The 26987-nt window shown below is 69.1% G+C and carries 7 protein-coding genes; 3 read left to right on the top strand and 4 right to left on the bottom strand.

Translation table 11 applies throughout. From position 1 onward, the window contains the following. The first annotated feature begins 128 nt into the window (after positions 1 to 128). From AAHM41_RS05415 to AAHM41_RS05405, 3 genes are read left to right on the top strand one after another with little or no spacing between them, the layout of a single operon-like run. Entirely contained in the window at positions 129 to 434 is a 306-nt protein-coding gene (locus tag AAHM41_RS05415; protein WP_342235497.1) for a hypothetical protein, read from the top strand. Beyond that, a complete protein-coding gene (locus AAHM41_RS05410; RefSeq protein ID WP_342235496.1) occupies positions 425 to 2056 on the top strand; it encodes a cyclic peptide export ABC transporter in 1632 nt (543 codons plus the stop codon). The genes AAHM41_RS05415 and AAHM41_RS05410 overlap by 10 nt, the downstream gene beginning before the upstream one ends. Continuing rightward, positions 2053 to 3000: a prohibitin family protein gene (locus AAHM41_RS05405; RefSeq protein WP_342235495.1), complete on the top strand. Its 948-nt coding sequence runs from the start codon at positions 2053 to 2055 to the stop codon at positions 2998 to 3000. Before AAHM41_RS05410 ends, AAHM41_RS05405 begins: the two co-directional genes overlap by 4 nt. Positions 3001 to 3015: 15 nt before the next feature. Here the strand turns inward: AAHM41_RS05405 and asnB are convergent, their stop codons facing one another. The 4 genes from asnB to AAHM41_RS05385 form a co-directional block, all read right to left on the bottom strand. After that, on the bottom strand, positions 3016 to 4899 hold the full coding sequence (asnB, locus tag AAHM41_RS05400) for an asparagine synthase (glutamine-hydrolyzing) (protein WP_342235494.1): 1884 nt from the start codon (positions 4897 to 4899) through the stop codon (positions 3016 to 3018). 70 nt (positions 4900 to 4969) lie between these two features. Further along, on the bottom strand, positions 4970 to 6724 hold the full coding sequence (locus AAHM41_RS05395) for a serine hydrolase domain-containing protein (RefSeq protein WP_342235493.1): 1755 nt from the start codon (positions 6722 to 6724) through the stop codon (positions 4970 to 4972). Positions 6725 to 6818: 94 nt separating this feature from the next. After that, on the bottom strand, positions 6819 to 11186 hold the full coding sequence (locus AAHM41_RS05390) for an amino acid adenylation domain-containing protein (protein WP_342235492.1): 4368 nt from the start codon (positions 11184 to 11186) through the stop codon (positions 6819 to 6821). After that, on the bottom strand, positions 11176 to 26865 hold the full coding sequence (locus AAHM41_RS05385; RefSeq protein ID WP_342235491.1) for a non-ribosomal peptide synthetase/type I polyketide synthase: 15690 nt from the start codon (positions 26863 to 26865) through the stop codon (positions 11176 to 11178). The genes AAHM41_RS05390 and AAHM41_RS05385 overlap by 11 nt, the downstream gene beginning before the upstream one ends. Positions 26866 to 26987 lie beyond the last annotated feature (122 nt).

The raw sequence follows: 26987 nt of genomic DNA, 5'->3' as shown, positions 1-26987 counted from the left end.
ATTCCCAGACAGCTTCCGGCGAACCGGCGCCGCGATCTCAGTCTATGCCGAATTGACTAACGCACATTGCGTTTCACGACAAGTATATTTGTAAGGTACAATATCGTATCTAAATTGAAGCAATATTTATGGATTTATATTACATTCCCGATGCGGATGAACATTTATTGGTTGAAAAGACCTTGAGGATGGTGATCTTGGTCGATGTCGGGTCGGGGGCGCAGCCACTGCCGGGCGAAAGCGGATTCGAAAGGCCCGCCGCCGGAGCTTCGGCCGGAAATTTTCAGGCAATCCTCATCGGCATTACGATCGCCGGAACACGCCCGGCAGCCAGGTTCTGGAATGGCTTTCATGCAATCGATGACATCATGATGATCTCAGCCTTCCTGTCGACGTCTCCGGCGCGCGCGTGGGCTTCTGGCCGATGGCACTGATCGATCTCCTGAACCGCGAAGCGGCAGGATCGCGCCGCGACATGATCATCGCGGTCGTGGTGTCGGGCGCGGCCAACGCCATGATGCTGGCCGTGATCAATGCGGCGGCACAGACCGCTTCCTACGAGGCCCTCAATTTCCGTTACCTGGTGCTGTTCGCCATCGCGATGGCACTCTATGTGGTCGGGCTGAAATACACGTTCGATTCCGCCACCCGGATCTTCGAGCAGATGATCACGCGGATCAGAATCCGCCTGGTCGAGAAGATCGCGGGGTCGGAGTTGCTGCTGCTGCACCAGATCGGCAAGGCCCGGATCTTCCAGAGCATCACCCAGGACACGACTCTGATCTCGGAATCCCAGGGGCTGCTGGTCGCGGCGGCGCAATCCGTGGTGATGGTGCTGTGCACCGCGATCTATGTCATGACGGTTTCGCTGCCGGCCTTCCTCACCATCGTGGGTGTGGTGGCGGCCGGGATCGTGATCTACCTCTCCCGGGAGCAGCAGATGATGCGGCTGATCCAGGCCAGCGTCACCGAGGAAGTGCGCTTCTTCGGCATGACCAGCGATCTGGTCGACGGCCTGAAGGAGGTCAAGCTCAACCAGGCGCGCGGCCAAGCCGTGCTCCTGGACCTCCGCCGGGTGGCGCAGGTGATGCGCGACCTGAAGATCAGGACGACCGATCTCTACAACAAGAACGCCGTCTTCTCGCAGTGCTTCTTCTATGTGCTGATCGCGATCGTCGTCTTCTTCCTGCCACGAATCGTGCAGGGCTTCGCCCCCGCCGTGCCGCAGCTGGTGGCGGCGATCCTGTTCATCATCGGGCCGCTCTCGACCATCGTCACCGCGATGCCAGCCTTTACCAAATGCAACCAGGCGGCGGATTCGATCGCCCAGCTCGAGGCCGAGATCGACCGCATCAACGCCGAGGTCGGGCGGGTCGTCGCCAGCGAGCAGCCGCTGCCGTTCCACCGCGAACTTCGGTGCCACGCCCTCGGATTCAGCTATGCGGCAGCGGATCCCCAGGCCTTCCGCATCGGCCCGATCGATCTCGCCATACCGCAGGGCGAGATCACGATGGTCATCGGCGGCAACGGCAGCGGCAAGACCACCTTCCTGAAGGTGCTCGCCGGCCTGTACCAGCCGACCAGCGGCGGCGTCTCGATCGACGGGGTGGCGCTGGAACGCAGCAATCTGCAGGATTATCGCGAGCTCTTCAGCGCGATCTACACCGACTTCCATCTGTTCCGGAAGCTCTACGGCCTTGCCGTGGACGCCACGGCGGTCGAAGACCAGTTGCAGCGCATGGGCATTGGCGAGAAGGTCCGCTATGGCGACGACACGTTCAGCACGCTCGACCTCTCGACCGGGCAGCGCAAGCGCATCGCCATGGTCGTAGCCCTCCTGGAGGATCGACCCGTGCTGATCTTCGATGAATGGGCGGCGGACCAGGATCCCGATTTCCGGCGCTACTTCTATGAAGCGCTGCTGCCCGAGCTCAAGAGCCGCGGCAAGACCTTGGTCGTCGCCACCCATGACGACCATTATTTCCGCATCGCCGACACCGTGGTGAAGATGGAGCTCGGCAAGGTGCAGTCGATCCGGCGGAACGCCGAACCATGAGCGCCCGCCCTCTCTCGGAACTGCGCCGGTCCCTCAGCCTGTTGTGCCGCAGCCTGCGGCGGTGGCTTGGCTGGCGGCCGGTTCGCCAGGCCGCACCTGCGCACCTCCCGGCGGACCCGCCGCCCCTTCCCCCCGGCATGTCGCGCCGGGCATTGCGGGCGTGGCTGGCCGGTCTGGGAACATTGCTGATCCTGTTCTATCTGTGGCGCAGCATCTTCATCCCGATCGGGTCCGGCCAGCTGGGCATACGCTGGTCCCGGTTCGACGGCGGCACCGTCATGGACCGTGTCTACGGCGAAGGCTATCGGGCGATCTGGCCATGGGACACCATGACGGTCTACGACACCCGCCTGCAGGAGATGCACGGCACCATGGCGTTCCTCACCGCCGACGGGCTGGAGGTGTCGCTCGACGTCACCGCGCGCTTCGCGCCGCGGGCCGCCGATCTGGCCATGCTGCACCGATCGGTCGGCCCACGCTATCGGGAGACCGTGGTCTGGCCGGACGTGATCGCCGCGGTGCGTCAGGTGATCCGTCAATTCAAGCCGGACGAGCTGCGGGTCCTGGGCGAAGCCGGCCTCTCCGCGAAGGTCGACGACGCCGCGAGGAGCGCCGTCCAGTCTCATTGGGTCGACCTCGACCGGGTCCTGATCACGCGCATCGCCCTGCCCGAACGGCTCTCGGCCGAGATCCAGGAAAAGCTGGCCCAGGAGCAGAAGGCTCTCGCTTACGAGTTCATCTTGAAGCAGGCCGAGATGGAACGGCAGAAATGGTCGATCGAGGCCGACGGCATCCGCGAATTCGAGGAGCGCTCGCGCATCTCGATGCTCAAATGGCGCGGCATCCAGGCGACCGAGCGCCTCGCTGCGTCCCCCAACACCAAGATCATCGTCATGGGCGCCGGCGAGAATCAGCTGCCGGTACTGCTGAATGGAGAGAAGTGATCGGCCGGCACCGCTCTAGGCATAGCTCGGCATTTCGAACTCCTCCAGGAACAGCCCGAAGGTCAGCACCAGCATCAGCACGTCCGTGTCGAAGGTGGCGTTGATCCGCGTGTTCCCGGCCAGATGCTGCCGGCGCAGGCGCTCCACCGTCTCGGCATCGAAATAATTCTGCCGACGGATCAGCTCGGGCGACAGCAGATCGTCGATCCAGTCGACCCGCTGGGCCAGGAGATAGGGCGAACCCGGTGCCACGAAGCTGAATTTCTCGCGTCCGGCGACCGCCGGCGGCAGGTATCTCCTGGCGATCTGCCGCAGCAGCCACTTCTCGGTGTCGTCCCGGACCAACAGGTCGGGTGGAATCGAGCGGACGAACTCGACGACCTCGATGTCGAGGAACGGATAGCGCGCCTCGATCGAATTGGCGTAGGAGACGCGGTCGCCGTGATCGGCCAGGAGATGGTCGGCCAGCCGCAGCTTGAAGTCGGCATAGGAGCGCTGGTGCAGCGGGTGGCGCCCGGCAAGGCATGACCGGTCGACGGGCGGCCGCAGCGTACAGTCGAACTGCGGCAACGTCGCCGCGACGGCAGGCGAATAAAGCCCCGCCTTGGCGTCGCGGAACAGGCGGTAGTCGCGCTCGTAGAAGAAGGCCGGATCGCCCCAGAGCTCCGCCCGGACCTCGTCCTCGAGCATGGCCTCGAGCGGATCGGCGGTCCCCGGGACCCGGCCGCCGGCGACATCGAGACGGTAGCCGACATAGCCGGCGAACAGCTCGTCCGCCCCCTCCCCGGTCAGCACCACCTTGTGGCCGCTCTCGCGCACCATGGCCGACAGCGCCAGAGAGCAGGTGTTGTAGGCCTCCTTCAGCGGCGCCTCGGCCGCCGCCACCGCCTGGCGAAGCCGGCGGAGGATCTCGGCCGGCGGGAACTCGATCTCGTGGTGCCGGGAGCCCAGCCGCTCAGCCATCAGCCGCTGCGGCCGGCGCTCGTCGATATCGGCCTGCGGAAAGGTGATCGAATACGAATGGAACAGGCGGTCCGGCGCCGCCGCCTGCGCCAGGGCGCCGATCAGGCTCGAATCGAGGCCGCCGCTGAGATAGAATCCGACCGGGACGTCGGCATCGAGCCGGCGGCGCACCGACGCCAGCAGCAGCTCCTCCAGCCGCGCGACATAGAACTCGGTCTCGCGCCGTTCGGCCGGCCGGGCGGCTTCGGGATAGACTAGGTCCCAGTAGGGCCAGGCGCGGGCCGGGCCGGAGCCGACCTCCAGCACATGGCCCGGCGGCAGGGCGTGGATGCCCTGGAACATGGTGGTCGGGCTGACCATTCCCGGAAAGGTCAGGATCTGGTCGAGACCGGCGAGATCGACCCGCCGCTCGACCGCCGGATGCGCCAGCAGGGCCTTGATCTCGGAGCCGAACAGCAGCTCGCCCCCCGCCTCGGTATAGAACAGGGGGGCGATGCCGACATGGTCGCGGCCGAGCAGCAGCCGATGCCGGCGCCGGTCATAGAGGGCAAAGGCGAACTGACCGTTCAGCTTGCTGACGAAGTCGGCGCCGTAGTCCTCGTACAGGTGAACCAGGACTTCGACGTCGCAGCGGGTGCGGAAGCTGTGGCCGCGCCGTTCCAGCTCCTGCCGCAACTCACGATGATTGAAGATCTCGCCGTTGCAGACCGAGGTGATCTGGCCATCCTCGCTGTGGTGCGGCTGGTTGCCGGTCGCGAGATCGACGATCGAGAGCCTGGTGAAGCCGAGGGCCACTCCCCCGGCGGCGAAAGCACCGCCGTCGTCCGGGCCGCGATGGCGCAGCCTGCCGGTCATGGCCCGCAGATGGCCGGGGTCGATCGGACGGTCCCGGTCCGAGCTGAAGAGTCCGACGATGCCGCACATCCTGACCGCCATCCCGCCTTGTTGAACCTGCACAGCGACGCCCCCGACACCGAGGTGCCGAGGGCGGCGCTTCCTTCAGATCTTACTGGGCGGCAGCCGTGGTGAATTTCCACAGGGGCCCGTTCACCAGCGGGATCACCTGGCCTTCCGCGACCGTGTCGACCCGCCAGTAATAGGTGGTGCCCGGCTTCAGCATCACGTCGGTCTCGACCCCCGGGACGTTCCTGAATTCCACGCCGTCATGCGCGTCGGGACTCGCCCGATCGACCTGGTCGGCGTCCGTCCCCCAATAGACGTTGTAGCTCGTCCCGTAGATCCGGCCAGCCTGCCAGGCGAGGTTCGCCCCGCCGAACTTGGTGAGGTGCACCCCTTGCATGTCCTCGCTCGGCTGCGGCGTGGTCACGGCCGATGAGACCAGCGGCATGATCTGGTCGAGCATGTTGGCCTCCCACTCCTGGTCCCAGGTGTTGGAGGCCAGCACGAAGAACGTGTCCGCGTCGAAGAAGTAGTAGAGCAGGGTCTTGTAGCCCGGGAATGCCCCGCCATGGCCACGGGCGCTGCCATAGGACCGCGCCGGCTGCATCAGCCCGCCGACGCCGTAGTCCATCGGCTGCCAGCCGATATGGATGTCCGCCGAGACGAAGGTGAACCATTTCTCCTTGGTGCCCTGGTTCAGCAACTGGTCGGACTGGAACATCCCCTCCCCGAGCTTCAGCAGATCCCACGGCGTCGAGACGATGGCCCCCGCCGTCCAGGCATAGCTCGGATTCGTCGCGGTGACGTCGCACCACTCCTCGTAGACCTGCTGCGGATAGGGGATCGAACCCCATTTGGTGTAGCCGTGCATCTGCGGCAGTTGCTGATCGTTGGTCGCGAAATAGGTGTCCCGCATGCCGAGCTTATCCATCACGTAATGCTGGATCACCTGCTCCGCCTTCTGGCCGCTGACCTTCTCGGCGATCATGCCCAGCAAAATGTAGTTCGAGTTGGAATAGTACCAGAAGGGATACTGCGGCGGCTCCGGCGGCGCGCTCTGGTAGAGGGTCGCCCAATAGGGATTCGGATAGGTCGCGCCGGGTGCAAAGTCGGACGGCAGCGGCGGATTCGGGCCGTTGTTGCTCAAACCGCTCATCAATTGATCAGGGTCGAAGTGCCGTTGCGGCGTTATCTGGGGCGAGAAGCCAATATCTGTGTCGGCCAGATAGTTGGTGATGCCCGTGGTCATCTGCAGCAGCATGCCGATGGTCATCTCGTTGATATATGGGATTCCAGCGACGATGCCGTCGTCGTCCAGGTATTTCAGCACCGGATCAGTGAGCTTGAGCTTGCCCTCCTGTTCCATCTGCAGAATCGTCTGGGCGGTGAAGACCTTGGTGACACTGCCGACGCGAAACTGCATGTCGGGCGAAATCGGGGTCTTGGTCTCCAGATTGGCATAGCCGGTGGTGCCGACCCGCACCCCCCAGTCCGGCGATTTGACGAGGATCACGGCGCCGGGGATACGGCCATTGGCGGTGAAGCTGTCCAGCACCCTCTGCCAAGTCGCGGGGAACGGCCGGTGCGATTGCACATTGGATGCCGCCCTCTTCCCGATGACTGGCCCGGAGATCGGCGGCGTGGCGCATTTTGCCGGCGGTAAGCCGGGAACGATCGGGCTGACCTCCTCGGCGGAGCCTCGGGGGGCAGCCAGGGTCGCGGTCGGACCGGCGATCGCCGGCGCGGCCCTGGATGTGGTCAGAGGCAGCGCCTCGGCCCAGCTGGGCGCGGCTGGCGCGATTGCGACGGATAGAGCCAGCGGCAGAAGCCATGGCGACATCTTCGACTGCCCGCGTTTCATGCATGCCTCCTATAGTGGCAATATGGGCCGGGTCGCTCAAAATATTTATCAAACTCACAACAGTTCTTACGCTCAACTGCCCGCTAAAGCGTCTTCATCTCTCCAACCTTGACCGCTTACCTTCCGGGCTCGACCCGGCAGCGAAGCTCGCGGCGAGCCGCTGCGCCAGCGCGCGGATCGTGGCCGGCGCATGGATTCCGGGGGCGTAGCGCAGCCCGAGCCGGAGCCGTCCCGCCGCCACCCAGGCCTCCAGCTCGATCAGCCGGCGGCGTTCCATGGTGCCGATCGACGCATTCGGCAGCCGATCGCTGAGCCGGAACGCCGGGTCTAGCTCCGGGACGGCAACGCCGAGATAGTTGAGGCTCAGCTCCGCCTCGGCTCCGCCGATCGGGCTCGGCGACAGCCGCCGCAGCACGCCCCAACCCAGTCCCTTCGATGGCACCGAGGCCAGCGCCGCCTCGATTGCCTGCACCGCAGCCGCGCCGCCGGGACAATCGATCAGAAACGGAAAATCCGCGGTGAACCAGCCGACCGTGCGGCTCGGATCGATGCCGGGCATGGGCGGGTTGCGGCCATGGCTCGACAGCAGGACCCGTGCCAGTCTCCGGCCGTCCCAGCCGTGCAGCGCGTCAGCCAGGGCGGCCAACAGTCGCGCGACGATCCGGGTGTCCGGAACGCCGGACGGCATCGCGTCGAGATCCAGGGTCATGGTCTCGGTCTCGGCATAGCCGTGCTCGACCTTCGGTGCGTCGGTCGGCAGCGGCGGCACGGCGGCCCCATCGATCCTCGCCCAGTAGGGCCGTTCCGCCTCGATCGCCGCGCTACGGCTCCAGCTGTCCAACGCCGTCGCCCAGGCACGGTAGGAGGTCGTCTTGCCGGGCAAGTGGATTGCCTTGCCCGCCGTTGCCTGCCGAAGGCCGGAGAACAGATCCTCGAGAATGAAGCGCCACGACACCGCATCCACCACCAGATGGTGCGCCGTCAGCAGGAGATGGTCGCCCTCCGGCAGCCGGTAGTGCACCGCCTTGAACAGCGGTCCGCGTCCGAGATCGAAACCCGCCTGAAGCGCCGACGCCTCCGCCACCAGCGTCGGCCAGGGGTCGGCCAGATGACGCAGATCGACCTCCTGGACACCCGGCCCTGGCTCCGGGGCGGCGATCTCCTGGACCCAGACGCCGGCGTCCTGGCGGCAGCGCAGGCGCAGCGCGTCGTGGTGCCGCCAGACGGCGTCCAGGGCTGCGGCGAGCGCCTCGCGATCCAAAAGCGTCGCGGCGTGCAGCAGGACAAGATGATTCAGATGCTCGAACCCCCGGCTGTGCGCGCCGAACAGCCAGCGTTGGATCGGGGTCAGGGGCAACGCCCCCGTGACCGGCCGATCGTCCCCGCCGGCCTCTGCGGTCGCCGCCACAGCCGCGACCGCCGCGACCGTATCGGCCGCGAGCAGGTCCCGGAGATCGAGCACGAAGCCGTCCCGACGGAGCCGCGCCAGAAGCTGGATGGCGCGCAGGGAATCGCCTCCCGATTCGGCAAAAGAACCATGCCGGCCGACCGGACCACTGCCCAGCACGGCGGCAAAGGCCTCGGCCACCGCCGCTTCTGCTGGGGTCATCGGCGCCTCGTCGACGGCAGATTGCCGTTCGGGCGCCGGCAGGGCATTCCGGTCGATCTTGCCGGCGACGGTGCGCGGCAATTCGGACAGCGGGACCACCGCGGCCGGCACCATCCAGGGCGGCAGCTCCGCTGCCAGATCGTGCCGGAGCGCGACCGGATCGACCGCGCCCCGAGGAACGATGTAGGCCACGATCCGCTTCGGCTCATCGCGCACGACGGCGGTGGCCTGGGCCACGGCCGGGTGCCCGCGCAGCAGGCTCTCGATCTCGCCGAGCTCGACCCGATAGCCGTGGAACTTTACCTGGCTGTCGCGCCGGCCGAGATAGACCACCGCTCCGTCGGGCTGCACCAGCCCGGCATCGCCGGTGCGGTAGACCCTGCGGCCGTCCAGCTCGACGAAGCGCTCCGCCGAGAGATCCGGCCTGCCGAAATAGCCGCGGGCGAGCCCCGGCCCGGCCAGGCAGATCTCGCCAACCGCGCCGACCGGCATCGCCCGTCCGGCCCCGTCCAGCACCATCATGCGGGTGTTGGCGATCGGCCGGCCGATCGGGATCCCGTCCGGATACGCCGCCTCCGGATCGACCTCATGCCAGCTGGCGCAGACCGACGCCTCGCTCGGCCCATAGGCGTTGAAGTAGCGCAGCCTGCGGGCGTAGTGCCTGGCATCGCGCTCGTCCGGCGGCTCGCCCGCCGTGATCAGCACGCGCAGGCCGCCCAGATCGGCGCCGTCGAGCGCCCGCAGATAGGAAGGCGGCAGCGTCGCGACCGTCACTCGCTCCGCCGCCATCAGCGCCAGCAGCCTGGCGCCGTCGCGGATCGTCGCCTCCGGCGCCAGCACCAGCCGGGCGCCGGCCAGCAGCGCCATGAAGATCTCGGAGAGCGAGGCGTCGAAGGAGCAGGAGGCGAACTGCACGACGGCATCGCCGGGGCCGACGCCGAACCCCGCGATCTGCGCCAGGATCATGTTGACGAAGCCGCGATGCTCGACCGCTACGCCCTTCGGCCGGCCGGTCGAGCCCGAGGTGAAGATGATGTAGGCCAGGCTCTGCGGCGAGGCTCCGCCCAACCGTTCCCCGGCTGCGGCTACGCCGGCGACCGGACGGGCAACGCCGGGGCGCAGCGCCGCCAGCCGCGCGGACCCGGCCCCGTCGGTCAGCACCTGGCGGCAGCCGGTGTCGTCGAGCATGAAGCCGATGCGCCCATCGGGGAAGGCCGGGCTCAAAGGCAGGTAGACGCCACCCGCCTTGAGGATGCCCAGCAAGGCGACGATCCGGCCGATCCCGCGATCTGCCAGCACGCCCACCACCTCCTCCGCCGCGAGGCCGTCGGCCAGGAGCCGGCGGCCGACACCGTCCGCCGCCCGATCCAGCTCGCGATAGCTCAGCCGCTCATCCCCGGCCGACACGGCCACCGCGTCGGGCGTGCGATCGACCTGAGCGTGCCAGAGGTCGACCAGCGTCGCCGTCTCGGGCCAGGGCACGGCCGGTCCGGCAGCGCCGGCCTCGAGCGCCTGCCGCTCCTCGGCACCCAGCATGTCGAGGTCGTCCACGGGCCGATCGGGATCGGCCAGCACCTGCGTCACCAGCGCCCGCAGCTGCGCCTCGATCTGCCGCATCCGCGCGGGGGCGAAGACGGCCGCGTCATAGGGCAGGGTCACGTCGAGCGCGGCGCCGGCATGCACCATCACGCCAAAATCATAATTGGCCTGTTCGAGCGACTCGGCCATGGCGACCCGGAACCCGGCATCGGCCATGCGGTCCTCCGCCGCCGGATAGTTCTCGAAGACCAGCAGATGGTCGAGCAGCCCGTGCGGCAGCGCGGAGGCCGCCTGGATCTCGGCCAGGCCGGCATGGTCATGCGCAAGACCCTCGAGGGCCTGGCGCTGCAGTACCTGCAGCAGCTCGGCGAAGCTCTGCCGCCGCGACAGGCAAACCCGCACCGGCACGGTGTTGATGAAACAGCCGACCAGGCGCTCCACGCCCGGTATCGCAACCGAGCGGCCCGAGACCACGGTGCCGAAGATGACGTCCCGGCGGTCGACCCAGCGTCCGAGCAGGATGCCCCAGAGCGCCTGGAGCACGGTGCCGAGCGTGACACCGCTGCGCGCGGCGAGAGCGGTTGCGGCGGCGGTCTCGCGCTCGCCGATGCGAAAGCGATGCATCGCCGGCTGTGGCAGGGCGCGGCGGTGGGCCGGCCGCGGCAGGGTGGCGAGCTCGTCATACTCCGCCAGCAGGGTCGCCCAATGGCGGCGCGTGGCCACCGGATCGCGGTCCGCCAACGCCGCCAGATAGTCCCCGGGGTCCGGCGGCGCCGGCAGATCCGGCGACCGACCCGATCGGGCGGCGGCATAGATCCGGGCGAATTCATCGAACAGGATGGCGCCGGACCAGCCGTCGAGCAGAATATGCGGGTGGCTCCAGATCATCTCGAAGCGATCGGGGCCTAGGCGGAACAGCTGGACCCGCATCAGCCGGTCGTGCCGCAGGTCGAACCCCCTGCTCTCATCTGCCCGGCGCCATGCGAGGATCCGGGCGGCCGCATCGGCCCCTTCGAGATCCTCGAAGCCGAACTCCACGGTCTGCCGCTTCAGCACGATCTGGAGCGGCTGCGACGTGGTTTCGTAGTCGAAGGCCGAACGCAGCAACTCGTGCCGCTCCATCAGCTGGTTCCACGTCGCCTCGCAGAGCGCCGGGTCGAAGGCCCCGTCGATCGTGAACGAGACCTGCCGGAAATAGGGCGGCGCCTCCGGCGTCGACAGCTCATGGAACAGCATGCCCTGCTGCAGCGGCCGCAACGGATAGATCCACTCGACCGTCTCCCGCGACAGCCTGGGTGCCGTGTCATTCGCCACCGAGCAGCCCCTCGAACTCTTCGGCACTCAGCGAGACATGCGCCGCGAGGCCAGCCGGCCCGGGACCACGGGACGCCGGCGGTTCGGGCACCGGTGCGGCCTGCGCCGCAGCGAGCCGCGCGGACACCGTCGCCACGGTCGGGCCTTCGAGGAACTCCCGCATGTCGATCCGGTGTCCGGCCTGGCGCAGCCGGCCGACGACCTGGATCGCCTTGATCGAGTCGCCGCCGAGCTCGAAGAAGCGGTCATGCCGTCCGAAGCCGTTGCGGCCGAGCACGTCGCGCCAGGTCTGGGCGACCAGCGCCTCCAGGGGGCCATCGGCCACCTCGCCCTCATCCGCCGCGACCGCGGTGGGCGGCGGCAAGGCGGCGTGGTCGAGCTTGCCGTTCGGCAGCAGCGGCAGGGCGTCCAGCATCACCCAATGCGCCGGCATCATATAGTCGGGCAGGCTGCGGACGAGGCTTTCGCGAAGGGTCGCGACCGACGCCTGCCCCTCCGGCACCACATAGGCCACCAGATCGGGGCCGGTGCCGTTGCGGTACAGGCTGACCACCGCATGGGCGACCCGCGGGTGACGTTCGATGGCCCGTTCGATCTCCCCCAACTCGACCCGGTGGCCGCGCAGCTTGATCTGACCATCCTTGCGGCCGAGGTAGAGGATGTCGCCCGTCGCCGTCACCACGCCCTGGTCGCCGCTGCGATACAGCCGTTCGCCCGCGGCGAAGGGATGGGCGACCAGTGCGGCTTCGGTGAGGGCCGGCCGGCCGAGATACCCCCGGGTCAGGCCAAGGCCGCCGATATGGATCTCGCCCGGCACCCCGATCGGCGCGAGATTGCCGTGCGGATCCAAAACCAGGACCTGGGTGTTCGCGATCGCGCGCCCGATCGGGATCGGTCGGTCGCGGTCGAGCACCGGATCCACGCGATGCCAGGTGGCGCAGACGGTGGTCTCGGTCGGCCCGTAGGCGTTGACATAAGGAAGCCGGCCGGCAAGCCGCAACGCCTGATCGGGCCTGGGCGGCTCTCCCGCCGTGATCAGCAGCTCCAGCGGATCGAGCGCCGCGTCGTTGAGCTCGGCGAGATAGGTCGGCGGCAGGGTCGCGACGGTCACCTGGTGCCGGCGGAGATAGTCGGCGAAGGCGAGCGGATCGCGGATCCGGTCTGGCCCGGCGATTACCAGCGTGGCGCCGTTCAGCAGCGCCATCACCATTTCCCAGACCGAGGCATCGAACGAGGACGGGGCGAATTGCAGCACCCGATGCCGCGGCTCGATGCCCAGGCCCAGCCGCTGGGCGGCCGCCAGATTGACCGCGCCGCGATGCTCCAGCACCACCCCCTTGGGCTGGCCGGTCGACCCGGAGGTGTAGATCAGATACGCCGGATCGCCTGCACCCGGCGCCGCGCGCGGCGCCCGGGCGGTCGTCGTCGTGCCCAGGCTGCCGATGTCGAGCATGCGGTGCTCCCCGCCCGCGACCAGGCCTGCATGCGCCGCCTCGGTCACCACCACCGCGGCCGCTGCATCGCCCAGCATGTAGCGCAGCCGCTCCTCGGGGTAGGTCGGATCGAGCGGCAGATAGACCGCGCCGCATTTGAGGATGCCGAGGAAGGCCACCACCAGGCGCTCGGAGCGGTCGAGCAGCACCGCCACGATGTCGCCCGGGCGGACGCCCTGATCCTTGACCAGGGCCCGCGCCAGCGCGTTGGCCCGGCCCTCCAGCTCGGCATAGTTGAGGCCGACATCCTCATGGATCACCGCCAGGCTCGCGGGCTGCGCCGCGGCTACTGCCGCGAAGGCGGCAGGCACGGTCGTGTCCGGCGGCATCGCGGTCGCCGTGTCGGGTCCGAGCAGCAAGCGCCGCTCCTCCTCGCCCAGAAGGTCGAGCGCCGTCACCGGCAGCGCCGGATCGGCGACCGCGGCCGCCAGCAGGCGCTGGAAATGACCGGCCAGCCGCTCGATCCGGTCCCGATCGAACAGATCGGTGGAATATTCGAGGTTGAGGGCGACGCCCTCCGCAGTCTCGACGAACTCGAAGACCAGCGGGAACTTCGCGACCTTGCCGTCGTCGCCGAAGCGAGAGATCTCGATCCCGTCGAGGGCTAAGCTGCGCTGGAGCCTGTCCTGGAACACCACCATGACGTCGAACAGAGGCGGCCGGCGGCTGTCGCGCGGCAGGTCGAGTTCGTCGACCAGCAGATCGAACGGATGGCTGCGGTGGTCGAGCGCCCCGGTCAGGCTGTCCCTGGCCTTGGCGAAGAGCGCCTCGAACGGCTCGGCCTCGGCGAAGGCCACGCGCAGGGCCAGGGTGTTGACGTAGAAGCCCACCTGGGCCTCGAGATCGGGATTGTCGCGGCAGGCCACCGGAGTCCCGACCACGAGATCGCGCTGGCCGGTGTAGCGATGCAGTAGCGCCAGCACGCCGGTGAGAAGTCCAGTGAACAGCGTGCTGCGGCCGGCCCGGGCGAAATCGCGCAGTCGCCCCAGCATGGCCGCGTCCAGCACGGCGCTGACCCGATCGCCGTCGAAGCTCGGCAGGCTCGGCGGCGCCCGGTCGCTGGGCAGTTCGGCCCGCTCGGGCAGGTTCCGGAGCTGGCGATGCCACCAGCTCCGGGCTGCCGCGGCGGCAGGCGTGCGCAGGGCCGCGGCCTCCTGGGCGGCATAATCCTTGTAGTGGATCCGCAGCGGCGGCAGCGTCTCGCCGCGGACCAGCCGCAGCAGTTCCTCGACCATCACGGTGATCGACCAGGCGTCGCTGACGATGTGATGCACATTGACCAGCAGGACATGCCGCGCGGGCCCGAGCGTGAGCAGGCTGGCCGTCAGCAGCGGGCCGCGGGCGAGGTCGAAGCGATGGGCGGCATGGCGACCGGCGAGATCTCGCGCGGCCGCCGCCGGGTCGGGTTCGTGGGAGAGATCGATGCACTCCACCCGGAAGCCGGCATCGGCCAGGATCGTCTGGTACGGCTCGCCGTCGACCTCGACGAAGACTGTCCGCAGCGCGTCATGCCGCGCCACCAGGGCCTCGAAGGCGCCGATCAACGCCGCGGCATCCAGCGGCCCGTCCAGCAGATAGGCCGCCGGCAGGGTGTAGGCCGCCGGGTTGCCGCCGAACTGGTCCAGGACCCAGAGCCGGCGCTGGGCATGAGACAGAGGATAGACCGCGGCCGGCGCCACCGCTTGTATCCGCCCTTCTGCGGCAACGGAGACGCCGCTCAGGGCCGCAGCCATGCCGCGCACCGTCGGCTGCTCGAAGAACGCGGCGATCGACAGGTCGCCTTCGAAGGCCTGGTTGACCCGCGACAGCAGCCGGATCGCCCGCAGCGAATCGCCGCCGATCTCGAAGAATGGCGAATTGGCGCCGACGCGAGGGAGCCCCAGCACCTCGGCCCAGATTGCCGCGATCCGGGCTTCGGCGGGTCCCTCCGGCGCCTCGTAGCGGATCCGGTCGGTGATCAGCTCCTCAGGCTTGGGCAGGGCGCGACGGTCGATCTTGCCGTTGATGTTCAGCGGGAAGGCGTCCAGCCGCAGGAAGAAATGCGGCACCATCGCCTGGGGCAGCACTTGTCCCAGACGTTCGCGCAACACGCTCTCATCGAGGGGGCGCTTTTCGGTGTAGTAGCAGGCCAGCGCGCTGTCGCCATCGGCCCGCCGATGGGCGACCACCACGACCTGGTCGATCTCGTCGCTGGCCCTGGCCGCGCTCTCGATCTCGGCCGTCTCGATGCGGACGCCGTTGACCTTGACCTGGCCGTCCAGCCGGCCGCAGACCTCGATCGTGCCATCGGCCAGGACCCGGCCGAGATCCCCGGTGCGGTACATCAGACCCGCCAGCCCCAGGGCCGGCGGCGCCGCGATGAAGCTTTCCGCCGTTCGGGATTCGTCGCGGAAATAGCCGAGCGGCTGGAAGGGCAGCGCGATGTGCAGCTCGCCCAGCGCCCCCGCCGACGCCGGCCGGCCCTCCTTGAGCACCAGCACCTGGACCCCCGGCAGCGGCCTGCCGACCGGCACCGCCCGGGCGGGGTCGAATGGCGCTGTGCCGATCGTCATGCAGCATTTGGCGAGCGTCGTCTCGGAGGGGCCGTAGAGATTGCGCAAGGCGACATCAGGCCCGAGCACCCGGCGGGTCCGTTCGACGTCACTGCCCCACAGCGTCTCGCCGGCGAACAGGAGATGCCGAAGCCGCGGCAGCGGTCGCGGATTCTGCTCGAGCTCCTTCAGGGTCGAGCGGAACAAGCTCGGCACGACATGGCTGACCTCCACGGCCGCCTCGTCCAGCCAAGCGGCGAGCAGCGCCGCGTCCCGTCGCGCGGCCAGCGGTGGCACGCAGATCGTTCCGCCCGACGCCAGGGGCAGGAAGATGTCGCGCAGGCTGACATCGAAGGTGGTCAGCGCGAGATTGCTGACCCGCGTGCCGGGGCCGACGCCCAGCTCCGCCTGCTCCCAGCTAATGAAATGGTGCAGCCCCTCATGGCTGGAGAGGATGGCCTTGGGCTCTCCGGTCGAGCCCGAGGTGAACATCACATACATCGGGTCGCCGGGCCGCGGCCGGTCGGCGAGGCTCTGGTCCTCGACCCCTTCAGCGGCGTGGTGGAGCGTGCCGTCGGCCGCCCAGGCGACCAGGCCGTCAGGCAGGGCGCCCAGCGCTTCGCCGAGGCTGTCGCGCAGCCCGAGGTCGGTCACCACCGCGGCCGGCGCGACCCGTGCCATCAGCTGGACCAGGCGGCGGCTGGGCGAGTCCACGTCCAGGGGGACGAAGATGCCGCCCGCCTTCTGCACCGCCAGAATGCTGGCCACGTAGTCGATGCCGTTGCGGAGATAGAGCGCCACCGGCACGCCTCGGCCGACTCCGAGGGCCTTCAGGATTCGGGCGAGGTCGTTGGCGCGGGCATCGAGGGCTCCGTAGCTGACGCCCCTCCCCTCCTCCTCGACCGCGCTGCGCTGCGGATCGAGGGCGACCTGCCGCTCGACCAGATCGAGGACCGTCCCGGGGGCCGTCGCCGGCAGGTCCATGGCCAGAGGTTCGGCGGCGGCGAAGTCGATCCGGTCGAGCGGCTGGTCGGGATCTGCCAGCACGGCGGCGACCAAGGCGCGGATTTCCCGCTCGATCCTGGTGAACTCGGCCGCCGAAATGACGTTGCGGTTGAAGGTGAAGGTGGCCAGCAGCGCCTCGCCCGGATCGATCACCAGGCTGAAGTCGTAATGCATGTGCTCGGCGACCCGGACATCGCCGATGCGGAAGCGACCGCCGGCGTCGCCGCCGAGGGGGTAGTTCTCGAACACCAGCACGTGGTCGAACAGGGTTCGGCGCAGCCCGCCCAGGCGTTGCATCTCGGCCAGCGGCAGATGGTGGAAGGGCTCGGCCTCGGTGGCCGCCTGCTGGACCCTGCGGCACAGCGTGGCGAAGCTGTCGTCAGGTTCGAACCTGACGCGGACAGGGACCGTCTGCAGGAACAGCCCGACGATCGCTTCGACCCCCTGAAGCTCGGGCGGGCGGCCCGAGACCACCGCGCCGAAAACGACGTCGTCCGAGCCGGCGAAGCCCGAGAGCAGCACCGACCAGAGGCTTTGAACGAGCGTGTTGAGCGTGACCTCGAGGCGCGCGGCCAGCCCCCTGAGCCTCGCGGTCTCGGCCCGGTCCAGCTCGAAGCGATACTCGTCCACGGCGATGCCGGCGCGCCGTCCCGCGGGATTGATCCCGGGCAGCGTGGACGGCGGCGGGCAATCCGCCAGGACCTTCTGCCAATAGCTGCGGCCGGCCTGCGGGTCGCGCGCCGCCAGCCAGTCGAGATGGCGGGCGAATTGCGGCGCCGGGGGAAGCTTCTGCGTTCCGCCATCGGCGAGGGCTCCGTAGATCGCCATCAGCTCCTGCTGCAGGATCCCCAGCGACCAGCCGTCGACGACGATATGATGCGTGGTCCACAGCACCTCGAAATCCTGCGGGCCGAGACGCAGCACGCTCAGCCGCATCAGCGGGTCACGCGCCAGATCGAAGCCTCGGGCGCGGTCGTCGACGGTCATCGCGGTCAGCGCCACCGCCTGCTCGGCCGCCGGCAGATGGCTGATGTCCCGGACCAGGACCGGCAGGGGGCGTTGCCTCAGCACCACCTGGACCGGCCGCCCGTCGGGCAACTCCACGATCGCGGCCCGCAACGACTGATGGCGGGCGGCCAATGCCTGCCAGCTGGCGTCGAAGCAGCCGAGATCGAGGTCCCCGGTCAGGCGATAGGTGAATTGCTGGAAATAGGAGGCGCGGTCGCCGCTCAGGACATGGAACCGCATGCCCTCCTGCAAGGAGGACAGTGGTAGCACCGCCTCGACCATGCGTTCGTCGACGCCCAGAACGGCAAGCACCGAGTCCGGCAACCCGGCTCCGCCTTCATCGCCGGCCAGGGCGACGAGCGCTGCCTGCAGGGCCGCCGTCAGCCGATCGATGGTCGGCTGCGCATGGATCCGGCTGCCATAGCCGATCTCGATCGTGAGCCGGCCGCCGACCACGGCCGCCTCGATCTCGATCAGCGCCTGGCGGGGCACCGACGGCCCCATATTCGGACCCGTCTTCTCGTCGGACAGGCTGAAGCCGCCGCCGGACTCGGCATCGAACTGGCCGAGATAATTGACGCTGATCTCCGGCGCCCCGCCGAACCCGTGCAAGGCTTTGGCCCCGTCGGCGGTGAGATAGCGCAGGATGCCGTAGCCGATGCCCTTGTTCGGCACCCGGTCCAGGGCCACGGCCACGCGCTGCAGCTCGGCCGCGAGGTCCGCGGCGCCGGTGATGTCCAGGACCACCGGAAACATCGAGGTGAACCAGCCGATCGTCCGGCTGAGGTCGATGCCCGGAACGATCTCTTCCCGGCCATGGCCTTCGAGCCTGACCCGGATCCGCTCGACGCCGAAGCACTCGCGGCAGGCATGCGCCACGGCGGTCAGCAGGATCGCATTGATCTGGGCGCCGTGGCGACGCGGCGCTTCGGTCAGAAGTGCATGGGTCTGCCGCTCGCCGAGGGTGAACCGGACCCGGCGGGCATCGCCCGTCTCATTGATGGGGTCCTCGAAATCCTGAGGCCATGCGGGCAGCGGCGTCGCGTCGACCGCGGTCCAATAGGGCAGTTCCGACAGGAGCTCGGGGCTGCCGGCGTGGGCCTCGAGAATCCCGACCCAGTCGAGCCAGGGCCGGCTGGTCGGCGGCAGCGCAATCGCGCGACCGTCGCGCGCCGCCGCATAGGCCTCGGTCAGATCCTCCAGCAGGATGCGCCAGGACAGCCCGTCGACCACCAAGTGATGGCACAGCACCAGCACCCGGTCGCCGTCCGGCAGCCGGTAGACCATAACCCGCAGCAGCGGCGGCCGCGTGACATCGAAGCTGCGATGCAGTGTCGTCGCATGGGCGGTCAGCTCTGCGACGTTGCCGAACGCGACGACCTCGACCGTCACCGTGACGGACGCCGCCACGATCTGGCGCGGCGGCGTCGCCTTAAGGTCGAGCCCAAGGCGCAGGGCATCATGGTGCGCCACCACCGCGTCGACCGCACGCTGCAGGGCCTCCACGTCGACCGGGTCGGCGCTGGCCAGCAGGGCGGTGTTGTTGAAATGACCGACGTCGCGCCGGAGATCGCTCACCAGCCAGTGCTGGATCGGCGTCAGCCCGGCCCGATCGCGTCGCGCGGCCGGCTCGGCAACGGGCGCCGCGGGAGCCACCAGGGCGGCCAGGCGGGCGACGGTCCTGGCCGAGAAGATCTGGCCCGCCGTGAGGCGCACCCCGGCCCGATGCAGCCGGCTGACGATCTGCAGGGCCTTGATCGAATCGCCGCCCAGCGCGAAGAAATTGTCGTCGACGCCGACCTGGTCCAGGCCCAGGACCTCCTGCCAGATTCGGGCGATCGTGATCGCCACGAGATCCTGCGGTGCCACGAAGCTGCTGCCCAGCGCCAGCCGCGTCTGCTCCGGCGGCGGCAGCGCCGCCCGATCGACCTTGCCGTTCGCGGTCAGCGGCAGCGCGTCCAGGGCCACGAAGTGGTTCGGGATCATGTAGTCGGGCAACGCCTCGGCCAGATGCTGGCGCAGGCCGACGGCTGTCAGCTCGGCCGTGCCGATCACATATGCCACCAGTTCACGGGTGCCCTGGGGTCCGTCGCGGTCGATCACCAGCGCCTTGGCGACCCCGGGATGGCTCAGAAGCTGCTGCTCCACGGCGCCGATCTCGACCCGATGGCCGCGGACCTGCACCTGATGATCGTTGCGGCCGAGATATTCGAGCACGCCGTCGGCGCGCAGCCGGCCGAGGTCGCCGGTCTTGTACAGCCGCCGGCCGAGATGCTCGACGAAGCGTTCGGCGGTGAGCTCGGGACGGTTGAGGTAGCCGCCGCACACGCCGCTGCCGCCGACCCAGAGCTCGCCCGACACCCCGAGGGGCTGGGGCTCCATCAGCGGGCTCAGCACCGCGATCGTGGTCTCCGGCAGCGGCCGGCCGATCAGGCTGCGCTGCGGCGGCCCGTCGATGTCGGCGGCGGTCAGCCGATAGTAGCTGACATGCACGGTGGTCTCGGTGATGCCGTACATGTTGACCAGCGCCACCTGGTGCGGCGGGTAGAATGCCGCCCAGGGCTGGAGATAGGTGGGCTCCAGCCGGTCGCCGCCGAAGATGACGGTGTGGAGATGGTCGGCGAGATCATGCGCCGGCTGCCGACCTTCCGCCTCGATCAGGCCGTAGAAGGCGCCCGGCGTCTGGTTGAGGACGGTCACCCGATGGCGGCGGATGAGGTCCAGGACGGCGTTCGGATCGCGCGCCTCGTCCTGTCGCGCGACCACGACCCGGCCGCCATAGGCCAATGCCCCCCACAGCTCCCAGACCGAGAAGTCGAACGAGAAGGAATGGGCGCAGAGCCACACATCGTCGGCGCTGAACCGGAAGTCGTGCCGGTCGTTGACCAGCAGACGCACCACGTTGCGATGGCTGACGAGGCAGCCCTTGGGCCGGCCCGTCGAGCCTGAGGTGTAGATGACATAGGCGACGCCCTCGGGCCGCGCCCCCGCCAGCCGCACCGGCTGCGCCTCGCCCGGGGCGGCGATGTCGAGGGCGAGGCCGCGTCGTGCCGCCGGCAACCGCTCCGCCAGCGCCGCGGTGGTCAGCACCGCCCGGCAACCCGCATCGGTCAGCATGTGGTCGACGAGGTCGGGTGGATAGGCCACGTCGAGCGGCACATAGGCGCAACCGGCCTTGAGGATGGCGAGAATGGCGACCGCCACCGCCTCGGATCGCTCGAGGAAGATGCCGACGAAGCCGCCCGGCCCGACCCGTCCGGCCAAGGCCGCGGCCAGTCGCTCGGCCCGCCGGTCGAGCTCGGCGTAGGACAGCTCGAACGCATCGAAGACCACGGCCGGGCGATCGGGATGCTGCGCCACCGAAGCCGCGAAGAGGTCGAGCAGGGTCGCCGCCTCGGGATAGGCGGCGGCGGTGTCGTTGAACCGGGCGATGATCTCGCGCTCGGCGGGTGCCAGGATGTCGAGACGGCCGAGCGGCCGGTCGGGGTCGTTCAGCACCCCTGTCACGATCCGCTCGAAGGCGGCCGCCCAGCGCTCGACCGTGCTGCGGTCGAACAGCGCCGTCGCATACCCGAAGCGCAGCGTCAGAACCTCATGCTCCTCGATCGCTTCGAGGAAGAGATCGAACATCGCGGCCGGCACCGCGATCTCATGCGGGCTGAAGGCAAGCTCCGCGATCCGGAACGTCCGATCGCTGGCATTCTCATAGGACAGCATGGTGTCGAAGACCGGGTTGCGGTCTTTCGGCCGGCTGCGGTCGATGGCCGCGATCGCCTCGAACGGATAGTCCTGGTGATCGTAGACGGCCAGGCAGGTCGCGGCGACGGCCTGGAGATGCCGGCGGAACGGCTGGTCCGAAGCGGGCCGCGTGCGGAACACCACGGTGTTGACGAACATGCCGACCGCCTGGGCGAGCTCGCGCTGCTGCCGGCCGGAGGCCGCGCCGCCCACCAGGATGTCGCCCTGTCCGGTCAGGCGATGCAGCAGGGTGCTCCATGCCGCCAGCAGGACGATGTAGAGCGAGGCGCCGGATTGGCGGCCGAGGTCCCTCAGCCCCCGGGTGGTCTCTGCCGGCAGCGTCAGCACCACCGTGTCGCCCTGGAAGTCCGGCTCGGCCATGCGCGGCCGGTCGGCCGGCAGTTCCAGCAGCGGCAGCTCACCCGCGAGCTGGTCCTGCCAGAAGGCCGCGTTCGCCTGACCGCGCTCGCCCTCCGCGCCGGCATCGGCCAAGCTGAGGCAGCGGCGCAGGTCGTAGGTGACGGGCGCCATCGGGCGTCCCTCATAGAGCGCCATCAGGTCGGCGGCGATGACATTGGAGGACAGGCCGTCGGCGGCGATGTGGTGCCCATCGGTGAGCAGCAGGTGGCGATCGGGCCGGACCGACACCGTCGCCACCCGCATGAGCGGCGCCTCGGCCAGATCGAACGGCCGCAAGAAGGCAGCGACCGTCCGGTCGATCGTGGCCTCGTCCGCCGTGAGCCGTTCGATCTCGAAGCGTGGCTCGGCCCAGCGCTTGACGACGAGCTCGCCATCCAGCACCACGAAGCTCGTCCGCAGGCTCTCGTGACGCTGGATGATGGTGCGGAAGGCATCGTCGAGCCGGTCGAGATCGAGCGGTCCATCGATCCAGAAGGCCTGCGGCAGGTGATAGGCCATCTGGACGCCCGGACGCTGGTCCAGGGCGTAGAGCCGCCGCTGCGCCGAGGACGGGGCGGCGAATTGCGGGTCCGGGTATTCGTCGATCGACCAGGCGAAACCGCCGGTGCGGATGTCCTGGACGCTGCGGGTGACGACGTCGAACACATGGTCGATCTCCGCCGCGCCATGCGCCTCTGAGAAGAAGGAGATCCGGCGCTCCCAGGTATAGACGCCACGATCGAGCATCAGGAGATAGAGGAGCTCGAGCTCGATCGGCTGCAGGTCCTTGTCGCCCAGCGGCACCAGCCGCCATTGCGATGAGAAATGCTTGGCGCGCAGCGGCACCCGCTGCTGCTCGAACCAGTAATTGAGGCGGTCGCAGAAGGCCGTCGTCCGCGCCGTCACCGCCTGCTGCAGCGCCGGCCCGGTGGCCTTCATATGGGCCAGGGCCGCATGGGTGGTCGCCATGGTCGCGGGATTGCGGCAGAAGGTGCCGCCGAAATAGATCATCGCCGATTGCGGCCCGGACCGGTCGCCATAGGCCCAGGCGCCGCCGTCGATGTAGTCGAGATATTTGGCCTTGCCGGCGATCACGCCGATCGGCATGCCGCCGCCGACGATCTTGCCGTACACCGCGATGTCGGCGTCGATGCCGAACCACGCCTGGGCGCCGCCTGGCAGGATGCGGAAGCCGTTGATCATCTCGTCGAAGATCAGCGCCGTGCCGGCCGACCGCGCGATCCGGCGCAGTCGCTTCAGGAAGCTCTGCGGCTGCAGATCCGGATTGCGGCTCTGCACCGGCTCGACCAGGACGGCGGCAAGCTCATGGGCATGGGCCTGGATCAGCTCCAGCGCGCGCGCCGATCCGTATTCGAGAACCATCACATCCGCGATCATGGCCTGCGGCGTGCCGAGCCCGATGGGCACGATGGCGCCGTCGTCCTCGACCGCGAGCACGCCGTCGAAGATGCCGTGGTAGGAATTCTTGAAGATCACGATCTTGGGCCGCCCGGTCACGGCGCGGGCGAGGCGGATCGCCACCATGACGGCTTCCGAGCCGGTGTTGCTGAAGGCCACCCGCTCGTTGCCGGTCAGCTCGTGGAACAGCTGGGCGGCGGCACCGGTCAGCCGCGACTGGGTGCCGAGCTCCAGGCCCGCCGACATCTGCCGCTCGAGGGCGTCCTGGATGAACCCCGGCTTGTGGCCGAAGAAATGGACGCCCATGCCCATGGCGACGTCGACATATTCGTTGCCGTCGAGATCCCAGAACCGCGGCCCTTCGGAGCGGGCGGAGACGATCGGATACTTCGCCTCCTTGAGCTGCCCCCAGAACGACAGCGTGTGCTTCCAGTCGGCCAGGACCGCGCGCGACTCCTGGGTCAGCGCCTTGGAGCTACCGGTGCGCGCCACATGGTCGCGGACCACGACCTCGACAAAGGCCTGCTGTTCCGGCGTCAGCCTGGCGCCGGCCAGGTTTATCCCACGGATCGCGGCCACCGGAGCCGGCTTCGGTGCCTTGGCGGCCTCGGGCGCGGGCGGAGTCAACTTCAGGATCTTGGCGGTCTCGGGCGCGGCGGGCGCGGACACCGGGACGACGGCGATCGGAGCCGCGAGGTGAGGCGTCGGGACGGCCATCCCGGCGCCCGCGGCGAAGGCGTGCGAGGCGACAGCGGCCGGCTGAGCGACCGCCCCCGTCAGGCCGAGCTGCTGGCGGGTGAGCTCGGTCATGCTCTGGAGATTCTGCGCCGCCATCTGCGCCAGATAGTGCAGCTGCTGCTGCAGCAGCGGTATCTCCGCACCCGGGACCATGGGCGACGGGGCGGGCGCCAGGGCGGCCGGGGCGATCGTCGGCACATGCGGGGCCGGTGCAGCCTCCGTGACCGCAGCCGCAGGCCGGGACGCCGCGGCCGCCGGCGCTTCGGCCGCGGCGACGGTGCCATGGCGCAGGACATAGGCCGCCAGATCGTCGAGCGTTCCCAGCTCTTCGAACAGCTGGCTCATCTTCAGCTCGACGCCATAGGCGCGCTCGACGGTCTGCCCGAGCTTCAGCAGCATCAGGGAATCGAGGCCCATGTTCATCAGGCGCTCGGCAGGACTGATCTCGGCGGGGCTGAAGCCGCTCACCTCGGCCAGTGCAGCCACGAGGTCGGAAGTCACTTGCGGACGCCTGTCCATCGCTCTCACCTCAACTCGTATCGGTGCGGCCTCGGCCGCCGGGGTGATCGTGTCCACCGCGGGCCGGGCCGCCTCTGCGGGACTCATGGCCGGTCGCAGCGGACCGACCTCCAGCCAAAAGGGCTGGCGCTGGAAGGGATAGGACGGCGCTGCCGTCTTGCGCCGCGGCCAGGGCGTGTCGAACCCGGCCCAGTCGATCTCGGTGCCGCTCATCCAGAGCCTGGCCGCCGTTGCCGCGATCTGCCGCCAATCGTCGACGCCGCGACGCAGCGAGCTCAGCGCCAGCACCGGGGTCTCGCCCCGACCGCCGCGCGCCAGGGCGGCGAGCGTGTCGCCGGGGCCGATCTCCAGGAAGGTGTCGTAGCCGTCACGGCGAAGCGCCGTGATCGCCGCATGGAATTGGACCGGCGCGAGGATCTGCTCGGCCCAGTATCCGGCGGTCAGCCGTTCGCGCGCCGGCCAGACGTCACCCGAAACCGTCGAATAGAAGGGCAATCGTGCCGGGCGGAACGGTTCGTCGGCCAGGGCCGCCTCGAACCCCGCCATCATCGGCGCCATAAGCGGCGAGTGAAAGGCGTGGGACACGTCGAGCGGCCGGGCCTCGATCCCCCGCCCGGCGAGATCGGCCAGGACCGCCTGCAGCGCCGGCGCCTCGCCGGACAGGGTGACGACATCGGCCTCGTTGATCGCCGCCACGACGACCCGGCCGCCGGCCTTGCCCAGGGCCGGGGCGACCGCGTCGACAGAGGCGAAGACCGCAGCCATGGCGCCGCCGGCCGGGAGCTGCTGCATCCTCCGGCCCCGTTCGGCGGCCAGCCGCAGGCCCGCCTCGGGGTCAAGGATCCCCGCAGCCGCCGCGGCGGCGTATTCGCCGATGCTGTGGCCGAGGACCGCGGCCGGCCTGACGCCCCAGCTCGCCCACAATTCGGTCAGCGCCCATTGCAGGGCATAGAGCGCGGGCTGGGCAACCGCTGTCGCGGCCAGCGCCGCCGCCGTCGTCTCGGGCGCCATGACGATATCGACGAGCGGTCGGCCGAGGGTGTCGCCCAGCGCGGCCGCACAGCGGTCGAAGGCGGCCCGGAACACCGGGTGCGAGCGATAGAGCGCCCGGCCCATGCCGACATTCTGGGAGCCCTGGCCGGTGAAGAGGAACACCGGCCCCTTGCCCCCCTGCCGGCGGCGGCCCGGTGCGTCGACGTCGGTCGGCACCGTGGCGAGGGCTGCCGCGAGCTCCGCCGCGGTGGCGCCCGTCACCGCCAGCCGCTCGCGCAGCGTCGGCCTCGTCCCGGCCGTGAAGCAAAGATCGGCGACCGTCGACGGGTCGGCAGTCTCGAGATGTCGGTGCCAGTGATCGGCCAGGTCGCGCAGAGCCGGGGCTGTGGCTGCCGACAGCGGCAGGATGTGGATCGGCCGCGGCTCCTCCACCGATGCGGGTTGCCCGACCGGCGGCGATTCGACGACGACGACATGGGCGTTGGTGCCGCTCAGCCCGAAGGAGCTGACCCCTGCCGCGCGCGGCTGGTCGCGACCGGGCCAGTCGACCGCATCGCGGGTCACCCGGATCGGCGCCGCCGCCCAATCGATGTGCCGATTCGGCGTGGCGAAATGCAGGCTCGCCGGCAGCCGCCGATGCTGCAGCGCCAGGATGACCTTGATCACGCCGGCGATGCCGGCGGCGGCCTCGGTATGGCCGATGTTGGACTTGACCGAGCCCAGCAGCAGCTCTTGCCCGTGAGCGCGCGGGCCAAACACCTGCCGCAACGCCTCGAACTCGATCGGGTCGCCCAGCGGTGTGCCGGTGCCGTGGGCCTCGATGTAGTCGATCGCTTCGGGTTCCAGACCCGCATCGGCCAGGGCGGTTCGGATCACCGCCTGCTGGGCGACGCCGTTGGGAGCGGTCAGGCCGTTGCTGCGGCCGTCGTGATTGACCGCGGATCCCGCCAGCACCGCCTGGATCCGGTCGCTGTCGTGCTCGGCATCCTCCAGCCGCTTGAGAACCACGAGCCCGCAGCCTTCACCCCGGCCATAGCCCGAGGCGGCGTCGTCGAAGGCCCGGCTGCGGCCGTCGGCCGCCAGCGCCTTCACCTTGCACAGCGCGACGGTGCTGTCCGGCGACAGCAGCAGGCTGACGCCGCCGACGAGCGCCACATCGCATTCGCCGTTGCGCAGGCTCTTCATCGCGGCATCGAGCGCCACCAGCGAGGATGAGCAGGCGGTGTCGAGCGTCAGGCAAGGCCCATGGAAATCGTAGAAGTAGGACAGCCGGCCGGCGGCGGTGCTGAACATCACGCCGCTGCCCGAATAGGCCGTGATCCGCGCAGCATCTCCCGAATGAATATGGGCCTGAATATAGTCATAGTTCGACAGGCCGATGAACACCCCGACCCGGCCGCCGGCCAGCCGCCGGGGATCGAGCCCCGCATCCTCGAATGCCTCCCAGCTGACTTCGAGCAGCAGCCGCTGCTGCGGATCGAGTGCCTCGGCCTCCTTGGGGGTGATGCTGAAGAAGACGGGGTCGAAGCCCTTCACGTCGTCGAGAAAGGCCCCGCTGCGCACATACATCCGGCCCGGAGCCTCCGGATCGGGATCCCACCAGCGCTCCAGATCCCACCGCGCCGACGGGATGTCGGCCACGGCGTCCCGGCCCTCGGCCAGGAGGTCCCAGAACTGGTCCGGGGTCCCGGTCCCGCCGGGAAAGCGGCAGGCGAGGCCGATGACGGCGATCGGGCCGCGCCGTTTCAGGGACGCGTTCTCGCGCAGCAGATCCTTGATCTTGGTCGACGCCCGTCTCAGCGTCTCGGCGTAGCGCTGGTCGAGCGCATCGGCCATGCCCTCGGCGCCACCGGGCGGCTTCCCGTCCTCTCGCATCCGGTCTGAGGCGGGGGCCCTGCCATCATCGTCTAGCTGAGATTCAGCAGTCTGCTTGCGAGATATCACTGCAGCTTCCACAA

The organism is Inquilinus sp. OTU3971 (genome assembly GCF_038440215.1).
Note: the sequence above shows the minus strand (reverse complement) of the source record. Positions and strands in the feature narration are given on the sequence as shown.